The organism is Burkholderia sp. BCC0397, assembly GCF_902832865.1.
GTDB lineage: Bacteria > Pseudomonadota > Gammaproteobacteria > Burkholderiales > Burkholderiaceae > Burkholderia.
Genome location: NZ_CADFDL010000001.1, coordinates 726,733 through 741,284, shown reverse-complemented (window position 1 = coordinate 741,284; position 14,552 = coordinate 726,733). Strand labels below are relative to the sequence as shown.

The following is a 14,552-nucleotide window of genomic DNA, read 5'->3' as shown; positions in this document are numbered from 1 at the left end:
CAGGATTCGATGCGGCGCGAACGGATGAAACGCGTGTCCGTCCGTTCGCGGCATCGTTCACGAAATGGTCCTCCACATTCCGCACCGCGTCCAGCCGCGCTGCCGCACGCGCATGCGCGGCGGCCTGCCGGCCACTGCGCAACGACCCTGCCGGTCGCGCGTCAACGGCGCCGTCGTGCAGCTTCCGCGCGGCCTGCCGTCCGCGCAGCCAGCGCGGCAATTGCATAGGCGACACACCCGAGCGCCGCGACCGCCCATAGCGCGTCGGTCAGATCCGGCAACAGTATCGTCGCGGCGCCTGCGACGGCCACGCCGAGCAGGCTGCCGGCCTGCCGTGCCGCGTTGAGGAACCCGGACGCCACGCCCGCCGCGTCGGCAGGCACCTGTTCGAGCACCGTCGCGATCATCGGCGCCACCGACAGCGCGGTCCCGGTGCCGAATGCGGCCATGGCCATCCAGACCACCGGCCACGGCGCATGCAGCGCGAGCGCAATCGCGATCGCCGGAATGGCCAGCGCGGCCATCGCGAGGCCGTTCGCCATCAGCCTGACCGGGCGAACCCGGCCATGCAGTTTTCCCGACAGCAGGTTGCCGAGCGACAGACTCAGCGCGAACGGCAACAGCGTCAGCCCGATCTGCCGCGCGCTCATGCCGAAGCGTCCGTGCAGGTACAGGCTCAGCACGAACAGCAGCCCGAAGTAGCCGACATAGACGAGGCTGCCCATCAGGTTCATCGCGACGAACACGCGATTGCGAAACCACGCGAGCGGCACCATCGGATGGCGGGCACGCCGCTCGACGACGACCAGCACGGCGGCGGCGAGCGCGGCGATCAGCAGCGCGCACCAAACCTCCGTGGCGCCGACGCCGCGCGTCGGCAATTCGACCACTGCGAAACACAGCGCACCGAGCGCCGTCGCCCCGACGCACTGGCCGGCCCAGTCGAACTGGCGCACATCCCGCGCGGCCGAGGCCCGAACGAGCGCCGCCGCGCCGGCAAAGGCGACCGCACCGGTCGGCAGGTTGATCAGGAACGCGCTGCGCCAGCCGAAATCGTCGACCAGGATCCCACCCAGCACCGGCCCCACGGCGACCGCGACCGACGCGATGCCCGCCCACACCGCAATCGCCCGCGCCCGCTCGGCCGGCACGTCGAAGGTGCTGCGCACGATCGCGAGCGACGCGGGCAAAAAGAGCGCGGCGCCCATACCCTGCGCGAAGCGCGCGACCACGAGGATGGCCACCGACGACGCGACGCCGCACGCGGCCGATGCGCCGACGAACAGCGCCAGCCCGGCGAGATACACGTGCTTCGCGCCGAACCGGTCGGACAGCGCGCCGCCGGCGAGGATCAGCGCGGCGAAGCTGAGCGTATAAGCGTCGACGATCCACGCGAGTTCCGCGACCGTCGCGCCGAGGCTCGTGCGCATCGCCGGCAGCGCGACGTTGACGATCGTCGAATCGAGTACCGCCATGAACATGCCGATCGCGACCAGCGCCAGCGTCAGGCGCTGCTCGCGCGCCGTCGGGCGGCTCGGTGCCGCGAGCGCGACGGGAGAAGCGGGGACGGAAACGGAATGGCAATCGGACATGACATCTCCATGCAGATGCCGGAAGTCTAGGACCGGGCGCGTGATGCGGAAAAGTGATAATTTCGCATTTGCCTGATGCAAATCTGCATCATGACTTCCCGCTCGTCGCCGCCTTGCCCGATGACACAATCGATCCACATGAACTGGGACAACGCCCGCTTCTTCCTCGCCTTGGCGCGCACCGGCACGCTGCGCGGCGCCGCGGCGCAGCTGAATGTCGATCAGGCGACGGTCGGACGCCGGATCGCCGCACTCGAGGACGAACTGTCGGCCCGGCTGTTTCTCCGCACACCGTCCCTCTATGTGCTGACGACCGCGGGCGAAGCGCTGCTCGAACCGGCCGAAACGATGGAGCGGGCGTCGCTGACGATCGAACGCCGCGTGATGGGGCTCGACGAGCAACTGGCCGGGTCCGTGCGCATCGCCACGACCGACTCGCTCGGCAAGCGTTTCGTCGTTCCCGCGATCGCCCGCTTGCGGCGCAGGCATGCCGGCATCGACGTCGTGTGCGTGACGTCGGCGCAAATCACCAACCTGACGCGCCGCGAAGCGGATCTCGCGATTCGCACGTTGCGGCCGGAATCGCCGGACCTGATCGTCAGGCGGCTCGGGCATCTCGAAACGGGCATCTACGCATCGCGCGGCTACCTGGCCGAACGGGGCGAACCGGTCGCAGGCAGCGCGTTCGACGGACACGACCTGGTGATGTACCAGCAGCCGGTGGTGCCGACGATGTGGGATGCGCTGTGCGGCGAACCGACGTCGCGCGGCCGCGTGATGTTCCAGACGTCGTCGACGATGATGCTGGTGGAGGCCACGCTGGCAGGGCTCGGCATTGCGGAGCTGCCGTGCTTCCGCGCCGACACCGAGCCGGAACTGGTGCGGCTCATGGCGCGGCGATGCAATCATTTCGACGTGTGGCTCGTCGCCCATGCCGATCTCTACAAGACCGCGCGCGTGCAGGCAGTGATCGAAGCGGTCGTCGATGAGTTCGCGACTGCGGCGGCGGGCCGGTAGCCGGCTTCCGGGCTTCGGGCCTCTGCGTCAACGCGCGGCCGTGTTCCGCCCGCTGCGCCCCACGCGCACGCCCGACCACAACTGCCCGACGCCGACGATGAAAAAGACCGACCCCATCACGCCGAAAGTCAGCACGCCGCCCCAGATCGCGCCGAACGTGTTCATCCGCGCGGTCATCCTCGGCGCGTCCGGCGCATAGCGCACCTCGACCGTCGCGCCGTTCTCGACGCTGACGTCCCCGCCTTGCGCATATTCAACCTGCTCTCCCGCGAGCGTCGTGAACGCGATCTCCGGATGATGCGGGCCCGCGTTCAACTTGACGACTCGCCCCGGCACGACGACCGACGTTCGCAGGAACTCACGCGTCGACTGCGCGTACAGCGCGACGCCGATCAGCATGCACGTGCCCACGAGGGTAAAAACGACGCCCTTCGCGATCAGCATTCCCGTGTGCGGCGCAGCGGCTCGCCCGGATTCGGATGCCATCGGTGCGCGCTACGGACGAGATTGATAGAACGACACGTCGATCTTCGAGCGCGCCTTGCAGCGGTACATCACGCCGCGCCCCGTTTCGTCGGTCACGCCTTCGTACGGCCCGTTGCAGCCCGTGACCCTGTACTGCGCGAACGGGATGCGCTTGCCGTCCGTCGGACGGACCAGCACCGGCATCCGCCCGGTCGGACCGTCGCCGATCATGCGGACGAGTATCATGCGCGTCGCATCGATCGGCGCGTCGGAACGCATGTAGACCGTACGCCCCTGCGCGTCGGTCGTGCCTTCGACTTCGAGTTCCGGGTTGTCCTGGGCCGCGCGGGTGTAAAGCGCGAACGCATAGCGCGTGTTCGGCAGCGCCTGCTGGGTGGCGGGATCGTGCAGCACGAAATAGCATCCGTTTGCACCCCGCCCGGCCGACGCCTGCCCGTCGGCCTGCGTGGGGTTGCACGTGTACGACGAGCCGCTGCCCGCGGCCGCCGCTTGTGCATTCTGTTGCCCCGTGTTCGCGCATCCGCCCGCCAGCGCGGCGACCAGCGATACGCACGCGCCGCGCAGCAGCGCGGCCCGACCGATTCCGGTTTTCATTGGAGGATGTTCCGTTCCCGATGTCGTCAATGCCGGGCGTGCCGTGCATGACGCACCGGCACGCCGCCCTCGGCACCCGGCAGGATACGGACATCGCGGCGCGCTGTAAATTGCGCCGGCAACCGGCCACGCGGCGGCGGCGCAACCCGAACCGCAGTGGTGAATGCAAGCCCTCGATCGAGCCCGCTACCGCGCGATGCGCGTCAGCCCGCGAGCTTCTTCAGCGCGTCGAGCACCGCATCGCCCTTGAACGGCTTCACGATCCAGCCCTTCACGCCGGCGGCCTTGCCGCGCTCCTTCATCGCCGGGCTGCTTTCGGTCGTCAGCATCACGACGTTGACCGCCGTGTTCGCCAGCTCGCCGCGAATCTTCTCGACCATCGTCAGGCCGTCCATGTTCGGCATGTTCACGTCGCTGATCACGAGGCGCACGCCGGGCGTCGCCTTGAGCTTCGCGAGCCCGTCCTTGCCGTCGACGGCCGTCGCGACGTCGAGCCCGTGATTGCGCAGGAAGCCTGCCACTTCGTCGCGCACCGTGCCCGAATCGTCGACCACCAGAATCTTTGCCATGTCGTATTCTCCTTTCGTCGTTGCTGACTTCAACATTCAAAACAGTTCGAGTTCGCCCGATTCGACCATCGGCCCGACGTCCTGCACCAATTCGCGGAAATCCTCCGGCGACCAGCTCAGGCTGAACACGAAACGCTGGTCGAGACAGACCGAGCGCCCCGAGGCCGGATCGGTCATCCGGTACTTGAAACAGAGCTGCGGACAGTCACCGCCGAACGAGATGAACTTCTGCTTGTGATTGACGACGAGCGGCACCTGCACCGGATGGCGCGCCAGTGCCTCGGCATCGCCGAGATAGCGGTTCTTGAACGCGCCCCACACGAGGTTGGTCAGCTCGCCGAGCACGCTGTTCACGTCGCGGAAATCCGGCGCGCGGCCGCCGTCGCGCGTGCCGCCGAGCATGTCGAGCAGCGGCTGTTCGCGCGTCTGCAACAGCATGTAGCCGCGGCACCACGCGCTTTCGAGCGCGATCAGGCTGAACACCTCGCCGAAGATGATCTGGTCGCGGACGATGCACGGCGTGTCGTGCTCGATCGTCATGCCCGGGAACAGGCTGTCGATGCGCGCCTCGGTGATCTCCGCGATGCCGCGCACGAGCGCGTTCGGGTAGTCGCGGCCGAACAGGTATTCGTCGATCGCGCGCTCGAGCGGCGTCATGTCGTCGGCGACGTAGGCCGCGCACGCGACACGGGCAAGCGCATCGGGCAACCCGTCGCGCGACGCGAGCGATTCGCGCCGCAGGATGATCGGGAGCTCGGGCCGCAGCGCGTCGATCTGCGTCGCGATGATCGCGCTCTCGGCCGGCGAGCCGCCGTAATCCTCGGCGAGCAGGATCGCGCCGAGATCGATGTTCGAGCGCAGCACCTTCAGCAGCCGGCTGCGGCGCACGGTCAGGCCGACCAGGTTGTGCGCGTCGCAGAAGCGCTTGATCGCGTCGGCGTGCACGCGGCTGTCGTCGAGCACGAGCACCTTGCTGACGGGTTGGTCTTCGGTCATCTGATGGATTCCTGATGGTCGGTCAGAACAGTTCGAGCTCGCCGCCGGTGTCCACCGTGGCCGTTTCCGGCACATGGAAATCGACCGGTGCGTTCGCGCACACGCACAGCATCGCGCCGACCCGCACGTCGTCGCCGAGCGTCAGGTCGTACGCGGCCACGTAATCGGGCGAGAGCGCGTGCATGGAGTCGATGCTCGCGCCGCTCAGCAGGTAAGGCGTCGACATCCCGAGATCGGGAAACGGCGCGGTCAGCGCCTGGTTGATCGCGCCGCAACACAGGTTCGCGACTTCCATGAACGCGTCGGTCAGCGGCCGCTGGTTGCTCGCGCCTGCCGTCGTGCCCGCGAAATGGCGGCGCGTCGCGTCGTCGTCGCTGAAGCGCAGCGCGAGCAGCAGGCGGAAATGCAGCGCCGAGATCGTCAGCGCCACCACATGCTCGGGCACCTTCGGCTTCGATCGCGACTTCGCGTGCACGCGATCCGGCGCATCGTGTTCGTGACCGGCGACCGGCCGGATGTCGCATGCGCCGCCCGCCGCGAGCCGCGTGCGCGCGGCATCGAAGAAGATCCGCTCGAAACCGGCCCTCGCCTGCGCACTGATCACGCGGCCGCTCCTTCGATCCGCGCGTGCAGTTGCCCGGCCAGCGTCTCGACGGTCGCGAGCGCGGCCGTGATCATCTTGCCGCCGGCCTGGATGTCCTGGAACGTCGCGGCCGTCACGAGATCGTTGCGGTTCAGGCTGTCGCGATAGCTGTTCGACAGTTCCTGCGAGCGGGCGGCCAGCCCGCGCACTTCGCTCGCGACGATCGAGAAACCGCGGCCGGCCGTGCCTGCACGCGCAGCCTCGATCGACGCGTTCAGCGACACGATCGACACGTGCGCGACGATCGCCGACAGCTCCAGGTTCTTCGCGCGCATGTCCTGGTTCTGCGTGGTCAGCGAGATCATCTGCTCGTGCCAGCGCTCGAACGTGCCGGCGAGCCCGCGCAGGCGCGCGGCTTCGTCGGCGATCTTCATCGCGTGCTGCGCGAGCGCCGCGCGGTCGGCCGACAGCGCCTGCAACGCGTCGCGCTGCGCGCCGTTCGCGGATGCCTCGCGCGTCAGCGCTTCCTCGAGCTCCGCCTCGCGTTGCGCCCATGCGTCGGCTGCTTTCGCATGCGCCGACGCCGCTTCTTCCGCCCGCCCATCGGCCGCGTGGAGCGCACCGCGCAACGCTTGCGCGTCGCGCTCCAGCGACGCGACGAGCCGCCCGCGCGTCACGCGAAACACGATCGCCGCCGCCACCGCGACGACCCCGCCGCCCGCCAGCGCGGCGGCGATCTGACTCATCCACGCCTGCCCGATCACGCCGTCACTCCGCTGCGTCGATATCCGCGCTGCGCGCCGGCTGCGCGTGCCCCGCGCCGTGCGCGGCACCGTCCGCCGCGAAGCGCGCCGGCAGCGATACGATCGTCTCGAACGCGCGATACGGCGCGCCGACGCGATCGTCGGTGAAGCGCAGCGCGATATCGCCGCCGTCGCGCTTCAGGAAATTGCGCACCGCGTCCATGCCGACGCCGCGCCCCGATACCTCGGTCACCGTCTGCGCGGTCGAGAAGCCCGGCCGGAAGATCAGCTCGGCGACATCCTCGTCGGACAGCGCCGCTTCGTTGCCGGCATCGATCCAGCCGCGCTCGCGTGCGATGCCGCGAATCCGGTCGAGCGCGAGCCCGCGGCCGTCGTCGCCGAGCACGAACCACAGCTCGCCGCCGCCCACGCCGACCGCGATGTCGATCGTGCCGGACGCCGCCTTGCCGGCCGCGCGCCGCGCTTCCGACGATTCGATCCCGTGGTCGATCGCATTGCGCAGCAGGTGCATGAAGACGTTCTTCAGCGTCGCGACGATTTCGCTGCGCACGCGCTGGCCGTGGCTGTCGATATGCACGACGGGCGCCGGCTTGCCGAGCTCGGCCGCGAGCGACGGCAGCGACTCGATCACGCCGCCGAGCGCCTCGCCGATACCTTGCGTGCCAAGCTGGCTCAGCATGCGCCGCACCGCATCGCGCGCCGCGTGCCAGTCGGACGCGTTCGCCGGATCGGCGCCGTCGAGCACGCGCAGGCTCTCGCTGATGTGCGCGCGCTCGACCATCAGGAAATCGGCGCCATTCTGCGCCGGCTCGCCGCTGCGGCCGAGCGTGACCGCGTTGATCGTCGCGTAGTGCTCGACGGCTTCGCGCACGCGCGCCAGGTCGTCCATCAGCGCGTCGCGGTTCCACTCGGGGCCGCTGTCCGCGCGCCGCAGCGATTCGTACGCCTGCTCGGCTTCGTGAACGATATTCGTCAGATGCTGCAGGCTGTACGTGCGCGCATTGCCCTTGATCGTGTGCATGTTGCGGAACAGCGCCGCGACGATCGAGTGATCGACGCGCTCGTGCTGGCGGATCATCCGCTCGTTCTCGCTGAGGAAGCCCTTCGCGCTGTGCACGAAGTCGTGGAACTTGTCCTGGCTGATCGACAAGATCTCGCCGATCATCTCGAGGCGCCGCTGCTGCTCGCCGGCCTGCGCGGTCAGCTCGCGGATCTCGGTCACGTCGCGCACGCACAGCATCAGGCGCACCACCGTGTCGGTCTCGTCGGTGATCGCCGACCAGCTCAGGTCGAGCCATTTCTCGCGGCCGTCCGGCATCCGCTTCGCGACTTCATTGACGAGCAGGTGCTCGTTGAACTCGAAGTTCATGCTGTCTTCGCCGAGGCACGCATGCACGGCCGCGTCGACCTGCGAGCGCGCGTCGGCGCCGATCGTCGAATCGTCGAACACGAGCGCCATCAGGTCGCGGCCGGCGATGTCGTTGGTCTCGAAGATGGTTTCGAGGTACGCCGAATACTCCGCATGCACGACGCCGCCGTCGACGACGGTCAGGATGCCCTGCTGCATGTTCTGCAGCATCGCCTGGATGTCGGCCGTCTTCTGCTTCAGTTGCGCGGCGTTCTCCTGGATCTTCTCGATCATCCCGTTGAACGCGACGATCGAATGGCCGATTTCGTCCATCCGGCCCACCGGCACGCGGCGCGTGAAATCCTGGCTCGCCGCGATCTCGCTCATCGCCGTCTGCATCCCGATCAGCGGGCGCGTGATCTGGCGATACAGCACGAAGCCGAGCGCGGTCAGCAGCACGATCACCGTGCCGGCGACGCCCGCGATCGCGGTCGCCGTGGTCGCGAGCATCCCGTTCAGCGCGCCGATCGCGTCGTCCTTCTGGCGGTTCTTCTCGACGCGCAGCGTGTCGACGATGCTTTCGAGTTCGTCGCGATACTGCGCGACGTTCGCGAACAGGTAGGCCTGCGCCATCTCGGCCTTGCCGTCCGTCTTCATCTTCACGGTGTCGTCGATCGCCGCGAAATAATTGGCGGCGCTGTCCTTCGCCTGCGCGACGAGGCCTTCCTGCGCGCGGCCGACCGCCGATTTCGCCTGCGCGTCGAGTGCGGCGCGCAGGGCGGCCTGCTTCGCCTTCAGCTCGTCGCGCGCCTGCGCGGCGGTGTTCGCGTCGGGCGCGTAGACGAGCGTCATCGTCGCGATCTGGATGTTCTTCACATCGGCGACGAGATCCGCCGACGCGAGCGCACTCGGCACGATTCCCTGGGTGACCTGACGCACCTCGGATGCGCTCTTGCGTGTCTGGTACACGGCATAGATGCCGATCGCGGACAGCGCGAAGAACGTCAGGACGACTAGCAGCGTAATGCGATGACGGATGGTCATGAGTACAGCTCCCCGCAGCGATCCGGCTTCGATCGCCCTTTGGTCTATTGAAAGAATGTGAGCGCCGAATTATCGGGGATGGTGTATGACTGTCCGATGACCGAAAATCAATCGTTCATTGAGGAAATTGAAATGAATAATTGCGCGGGGAAAAGCCTAAAGTTTTTGGCGGGTTTGCCGTTAACTTCACGCCGTCATACGCAGCGCGGCTGCGGCTGCGCTCGGCGCGTCGCTGGAATAGCGGATATTCATTGTTTTATTCATGATCCGCAAAATCCGTTTTATTGAGTGCCCGGCAAAACGTTTGCGCATTATCGACGGGCCGGTTTGTTTTGGTATTTTTTATAGTCGCGATCGGCGATTCGCTCCCCGAAACCAACCCTGCCACGATTCGTTCCCATCAAGAAACAATCAATCCCGCGCCTGCGATTCCCCTCCCGATCCGCCCGCTCTAGACTGTCGCATCGTTCCCCTTTCGGACCCATGCGATGACCGACGCCCTGCCGCTGACCACCGATCCCGATTCCGGCCTTCAATACCGGTTGCGTCCGGCCACCGGCCGCGCCGTCGCCCGCCTGTTGCTGCTGCACGGCGTCGGCGGCAACGAGACCAACCTGCTAAACGTGGGCGACGCGATCGATCCGCGCATCGAAATCGCGTTCCTGCGCGGCCCGCTCACGTTCGGGCCCAATCAGCATGCCTGGTTTCCGGTGCGTTTCGGCCCGAACGGCCCTGAAATCGATGCGGCGCGTGCCGACGAGAGCCGCGTGCAACTGATCACGCTGCTGCACGCACTCCGCGCGCGGGATGGCGCAGCCCCCGCGTTGGCGACCGTGATCGCGGGCTTCAGCCAGGGCGGCATCATGAGCGCGAGCGTCGGCCTCACGTCGCCGGGCGACGTGAGCGCGTTCGCCGTGCTGTGCGGCCGCATCCTGCCGGAGATCGATCCGCTGATTGCGTCGCGGGACGCACTGAGCGCGCTCCATGCGCTGATCGTGCATGGCCGCTTCGACGACAAGCTGCCCGTCTCATGGGCCGACAAGGCCGATGCGAAACTCGCGGCGCTCGGCGTCGTGCACGACACGCGGCTGTATGCGGCCGGACACGACCTGACCGCGGAGATGGCCGGCGATTTCGGCCGATGGGTCGGTGAGCGCGCCGGGTTGGATCGGTCGGCGAGCCAGCCGGGTTGAACTGAACTTGAACCGAACGCACCGGGGGCGCCGGCCCGCAAACGGACCGGCGCCCCCGGTGCATGGCATTACGCGTTCTGCGCAGGCTCGGCAACGGCCCGCGCGGATGCGGGCATCGCCGCCGCCCGCTCGCGCTCGGCGCCGCGTTTCGCCAGCTTCCAGCCGATCACCAGCGCGAGCACGACGACCGGAATCATCGCGACGGTCCACGTGCCGCCCGGGTAGTCGAACGCCATCAGCACCAGCACGCTGACCAGGAACCCGAGCGTGAGCCACGACGTGAACGGCGCGCCGGGCATCCGGAACGACACCGGGCTCAGTTCGCCGCGATCGACCGCGCGGCGGAACAGGATCTGGCACATCACGATGAAGCCCCAGGTCGTGATGATCCCGAGCGACGCCATGTTCAGCACGATCTCGAACGCCTGCGCCGGCACGATGTAGTTCAGCGGCACGCCGATCGCATTGACCGCGACCGTCACGAGAATTCCGCCATAGGGCACGCCGCGCGCGTTCATCCGCGACACGAAGCGCGGCGCCGAGCCGCCCATCGCGAGCGAGCGCAGCACGCGCCCGGTCGAATAGAGGCCGGAATTCAGGCTCGACAGCGCGGCGGTCAGCACCACGACGTTCATCACCGTGCCGACGTACGGCACGCCGAGCTTGCTGAAGAACGTCACGAACGGGCTTTCGTGCGCGCTGTACGCGGTCCACGGCAGCAGCATCGTCAGCAGCACGACCGAGCCGACGTAGAACAGCGCGATACGCCACATCACGCTGTTGATCGCCTTCGGCAACACCTTGCGCGCATCGGCGGTCTCGCCTGCCGCGACGCCGACGAGCTCGATGCTCGCATACGCGAACACGACGCCCTGCACGATCAGCACGGCCGGCAGGATGCCGTGCGGGAAGATGCCGCCGTGATCCGCGACGAGATGCAGCCCCGGCATCTGGCCGGCGACCGGGTGCCCGCTCGCGAGAAAGACGGCGCCGACCGCGAGGAACAGCGCGAGCGTCCCCACCTTGACGATCGAGAACCAGAACTCCATCTCGCCGAATACCTTCACGCCGATCATGTTCATCACCGACACGATCCCGAGCGCGCCGAGCGCGAACACCCATTGCGGCACGTCGGTGAACATGCCCCAGTACTTCATGTAGATCGCGACCGCGGTGATGTCGACGATGCCGGTCGTCGCCCAGTTCAGGTAGTACATCCAGCCCGCGACGAACGACGCGCGCTCGCCCATGAACTCCCGTGCATAGGACACGAAGCTGCCGCTGGTCGGCCGGTGCATCACGAGCTCGCCGAGCGCGCGCATGATCAGGAACGCGAACACGCCGCACACGAGATACACGAGCGCCAGCGCGGGCCCCGCGCTCTGCAGGCGGCCGCCCGCGCCGAGGAAGAGGCCGGTGCCGATCGCGCCGCCCATCGCGATCATCTGCACGTGGCGCGGCTTCAGCTTCTGCTCATAGCCGGCCTCGTGCGACGCGAACATCGCATCGCGGTCGGCATGACGGGGATCCGCGCCGCCGGCCGTATCGGCCGGGCGCTCGCTGGCGTGCTTCATGGTGTGTCTCCGTTTCTTGATGTAGCGCGCCCGTCGACGGGCGCTGCGGGGAACGGCCGCGCGCGGGCCGCCGGCGGCATGGGCCGGCGCCGCGCGGCCGGAATCAGTACGCGCGCGGCCGGATCAGCGCTTCGGGATGCAGCGCCTCGTCCAGTTGCGCGTCGGTCATCAGCTGGTGAGCCAGCACGACTTCGCGGATCGACTTGCCGCTCTCGTGCGCTTCGGCGGCCACGGCGGTCGCGCGCTTGTAGCCGATGTACGGATTCAGCGCGGTGGCGAGCGCGACCGAGCGCTCCATCGTTTCGCGCAGCCGCTCGGGATTCGCGGTGATGCCGCTCACGCATCGCTGCGCGAGCGTCGTGCAGGCCGCCGTCAGGTGGCTGAAGCTGCGGAACAGCGCGCTCGCGATCACCGGTTCGAACGCGTTGAGCTGAAGCTGGCCGGCCTCGGCCGCGAAGGTGATGGTCAGGTCGTTGCCGAACACCTCGAACGCGACCTGGTTGACGACTTCCGGGATCACCGGATTCACCTTGCCGGGCATGATCGACGAGCCGGCCTGCACCGGCGGCAGGTTGATCTCGCCGAAGCCCGCGCGCGGGCCGCTCGACAGCAGCCGCAGGTCGTTGCAGATCTTCGACAGCTTGACGGCGATCCGCTTCAGCACGCCCGACACCTGGACGAACGCGCCGCAATCCTGAGTCGCCTCGATCAGGTTCGGCGCGGTGCTCAGGTCGAGCCCGGTGATGCGGCGCAGCGCGGCCAGCGCCTTCTCCGCGTACTGCGGATGCGCGGTGATGCCCGTGCCGATCGCAGTCGCGCCGAGGTTGATCTCGCGAATCAGCCAGCCGGCCTCCTGCAGCCGCGCGATGTCCTCCGTCAGCATCACTGCGTAGGTCGAGAATTCCTGGCCGAGCGTCATCGGCACCGCATCCTGCAACTGCGTGCGGCCGAGCTTCAGCAAGCCGGCGAACGCGTCGGCCCGCTCCGCGAACGCATCGCGCAGCCGCGCCATCGCTTCGAGCAGGTGCTCGACCGCGAAACACGTCGCGATCCGGATCGCGGTCGGATAGACGTCGTTGGTGCTCTGCGCGAGATTGACGTGCTCGTTCGGATGCAGGTATTCGTACTGCCCGCGCGCGTGCCCCATGATTTCGAGCGCGCGATTGCAGATCACCTCGTTCGCGTTCATGTTGGTCGACGTGCCGGCGCCGCCCTGGATGACGTCGACGACGAACTGGTCGTGCAGCCGCCCTTCGCGGATCTCGACGCACGCGGCGGCGATCGCATCGCGATACGGCCGCGGCAGCAGCCCGAGTTCGCAATTGGCGTCGGCCGCCGCTTCCTTCACGGACGCGAGCGCCATCACGAGGTACGGCAGCGACGCAATGGTGCGGCCCGAAATGTCGAAATTCTCTTTCGCGCGCAGCGTGTGGACGCCGTAATAGGCGGCATCCGGAATACTTCGTTTGCCTAAAAGATCCGCTTCGACGCGGAAGCCGTTCTCGGTCATCGTCCCCTCCTGGATGTCTCGTGCCGCTCGTCGTTCGCCGCTCGCCGACGCGACGGGTTCGCATTCTATGCCTTTGCAAAAACAAGCTCCCTTCTGTATTATCGAAAGCGGTTTTGCGTGGGACGCAACAGCGAGAATCGAATGAAAAAAGGCGCGAGAGAAACCGGCATCGATCATCTGGGCGCGATGCGCGCGTTCGTCCGGGTGGTCGAAACGGGAAGTTTTTCGGCGGTCGCGAAGGAGATGCACGTGTCGACGTCGACTGTCGCACGCAAGGTGACGGCGATCGAGGAGGCGCTCGGCGTCGCGCTGCTGCACCGCTCGACGCACAGCGTGACGCTCACCGAAGCCGGCCATATCTATCTGGAGCGCGCGGTCACGCTGATCGCCGATCTCGACGACACGCTGCGCGTCGTCGCCGAGCTGAATGCGCAGCCGAGCGGCCCGCTGAAGCTCACCGCGCCGGTCGCGTTCGGCCGCCGTCATCTCGCGCCGCTGATCGCGCCGTTTCTGGCGCGCTATCCGACGATCCAGCTCGACGTGCGGCTCACCGACAACCACAACGACCTCGTCGCCGGCGGCTTCGACCTCGACATCCACGAAGGCGAGAACTACCTGGACAACCTGGTCGTCCACCGGCTGTCGCGCAACGACAGCATCCTGTGCGCGACGCCCGGCTACCTCGACCGCTGCGGGCGCCCGGCGACGCCGGACGACCTGACGCACCACAACTGCCTGCGCTACGTGCACCCGGAAGGCGATCCGCGCTGGGCTCTGGTGAACGGCGACACGCAGCACAGCGTGCTGCCGGCCGGCAATCTCGTCACCGACCATTCGGAGCTGCTGCTGGAAGCGACCTGCGCAGGGCTCGGCATCGCGGAATTCGAAATCTGGCTCGTGCGCGACCTGCTCGCGAGCGGCCAGCTCGAAGCCGTGCTGCCGCGCTACCGGCTGCAGAACCGGCTGACCGGCGAATTCATCTACATCGCGTATCTGGCGAACCGGCGCAGCTCGGCGAAGCTGCGCGTGCTGAAGGATTTTCTCGCGGAACACCTCGCGCAGATCGGCGAGCTGTCGGATCGGGAGCTGGCGAAGATTCGCGACGCACGCGCGTAGCGCGCGCCGATGCGAGGCCCGGATCGCGGGCCGGCGGCCATCGGCGCGGCGACCGCGTTAGGGCCTGTTCACGCTAATAACGGGCTTGCGAACGTGCCTTTGCGCCCGCAGGGCAAGGAGTGAGGAGGCGCAATAGCCGTAGCTATTGCAACGACGAACGACGCCG

Annotated in this window: 14 protein-coding genes; 4 read left to right on the top strand and 10 right to left on the bottom strand. The window is 67.6% G+C overall.

Features of this window, described 5'->3' with window-relative positions:
* Positions 1 to 161: 161 nt before the first annotated feature.
* Entirely contained in the window at positions 162 to 1,592 is a 1,431-nt protein-coding gene (locus tag HWX03_RS03400) for an MFS transporter (RefSeq protein WP_175870244.1), read from the bottom strand.
* Positions 1,593 to 1,730: 138 nt separating this feature from the next.
* Between HWX03_RS03400 and HWX03_RS03395 the strand changes: the two genes are divergently transcribed.
* Positions 1,731 to 2,609 (top strand): LysR family transcriptional regulator, encoded by an 879-nt coding sequence (locus HWX03_RS03395; protein ID WP_175870512.1) that lies wholly within the window; start codon positions 1,731 to 1,733, stop codon positions 2,607 to 2,609.
* A 27-nt stretch (positions 2,610 to 2,636) separates the two neighbouring features.
* On the opposite strand, the gene HWX03_RS03390 is transcribed toward HWX03_RS03395, so the two are convergent.
* From HWX03_RS03390 to HWX03_RS03360, 7 genes are all read right to left on the bottom strand, one after another.
* Positions 2,637 to 3,053 (bottom strand): DUF3592 domain-containing protein, encoded by a 417-nt coding sequence (locus tag HWX03_RS03390; RefSeq protein ID WP_244132567.1) that lies wholly within the window; start codon positions 3,051 to 3,053, stop codon positions 2,637 to 2,639.
* A gap of 51 nt (positions 3,054 to 3,104) precedes the next feature.
* Complete coding sequence (locus HWX03_RS03385) at positions 3,105 to 3,689, bottom strand: hypothetical protein (RefSeq protein ID WP_175870242.1); 585 nt, start codon at positions 3,687 to 3,689, stop codon at positions 3,105 to 3,107.
* 203 nt (positions 3,690 to 3,892) lie between these two features.
* Positions 3,893 to 4,258 (bottom strand): response regulator, encoded by a 366-nt coding sequence (locus HWX03_RS03380; protein ID WP_006486240.1) that lies wholly within the window; start codon positions 4,256 to 4,258, stop codon positions 3,893 to 3,895.
* Between the two features lie 36 nt (positions 4,259 to 4,294).
* Positions 4,295 to 5,254: a chemotaxis protein CheX gene (locus HWX03_RS03375; protein WP_175870241.1), complete on the bottom strand. Its 960-nt coding sequence runs from the start codon at positions 5,252 to 5,254 to the stop codon at positions 4,295 to 4,297.
* A 22-nt stretch (positions 5,255 to 5,276) separates the two neighbouring features.
* The gene (locus tag HWX03_RS03370) at positions 5,277 to 5,858 is read right to left on the bottom strand and encodes a hypothetical protein (protein WP_175870240.1); all 582 of its coding nucleotides are present in this window, start codon (positions 5,856 to 5,858) and stop codon (positions 5,277 to 5,279) included.
* The gene (locus HWX03_RS03365; RefSeq protein WP_175870239.1) at positions 5,855 to 6,583 is read right to left on the bottom strand and encodes a methyl-accepting chemotaxis protein; all 729 of its coding nucleotides are present in this window, start codon (positions 6,581 to 6,583) and stop codon (positions 5,855 to 5,857) included. The genes HWX03_RS03370 and HWX03_RS03365 overlap by 4 nt, the downstream gene beginning before the upstream one ends.
* A 22-nt stretch (positions 6,584 to 6,605) precedes the next feature.
* Complete coding sequence (locus tag HWX03_RS03360) at positions 6,606 to 8,993, bottom strand: MCP four helix bundle domain-containing protein (RefSeq protein WP_175870238.1); 2,388 nt, start codon at positions 8,991 to 8,993, stop codon at positions 6,606 to 6,608.
* Positions 8,994 to 9,089: 96 nt separating this feature from the next.
* On the opposite strand from HWX03_RS03360, the gene HWX03_RS03355 reads away from it, so the two are divergent.
* Positions 9,090 to 9,281 (top strand): hypothetical protein, encoded by a 192-nt coding sequence (locus HWX03_RS03355; protein WP_244132566.1) that lies wholly within the window; start codon positions 9,090 to 9,092, stop codon positions 9,279 to 9,281.
* Between the two features lie 200 nt (positions 9,282 to 9,481).
* Positions 9,482 to 10,186, top strand: a complete 705-nt coding sequence (locus HWX03_RS03350; protein ID WP_175870236.1) for a phospholipase — start codon at positions 9,482 to 9,484, stop codon at positions 10,184 to 10,186.
* Between the two features lie 68 nt (positions 10,187 to 10,254).
* Here the strand turns inward: HWX03_RS03350 and HWX03_RS03345 are convergent, their stop codons facing one another.
* Positions 10,255 to 11,760 carry an amino acid permease gene (locus HWX03_RS03345; RefSeq protein ID WP_174430712.1) on the bottom strand — a complete coding sequence of 502 codons (1,506 nt, stop codon included), beginning with the start codon at positions 11,758 to 11,760 and terminating at the stop codon, positions 10,255 to 10,257.
* Between the two features lie 103 nt (positions 11,761 to 11,863).
* A complete protein-coding gene (locus tag HWX03_RS03340) occupies positions 11,864 to 13,270 on the bottom strand; it encodes an aspartate ammonia-lyase (RefSeq protein WP_175870235.1) in 1,407 nt (468 codons plus the stop codon).
* 141 nt (positions 13,271 to 13,411) lie between these two features.
* Between HWX03_RS03340 and HWX03_RS03335 the strand changes: the two genes are divergently transcribed.
* On the top strand, positions 13,412 to 14,386 hold the full coding sequence (locus tag HWX03_RS03335; protein ID WP_174430711.1) for a LysR family transcriptional regulator: 975 nt from the start codon (positions 13,412 to 13,414) through the stop codon (positions 14,384 to 14,386).
* Positions 14,387 to 14,552 lie beyond the last annotated feature (166 nt).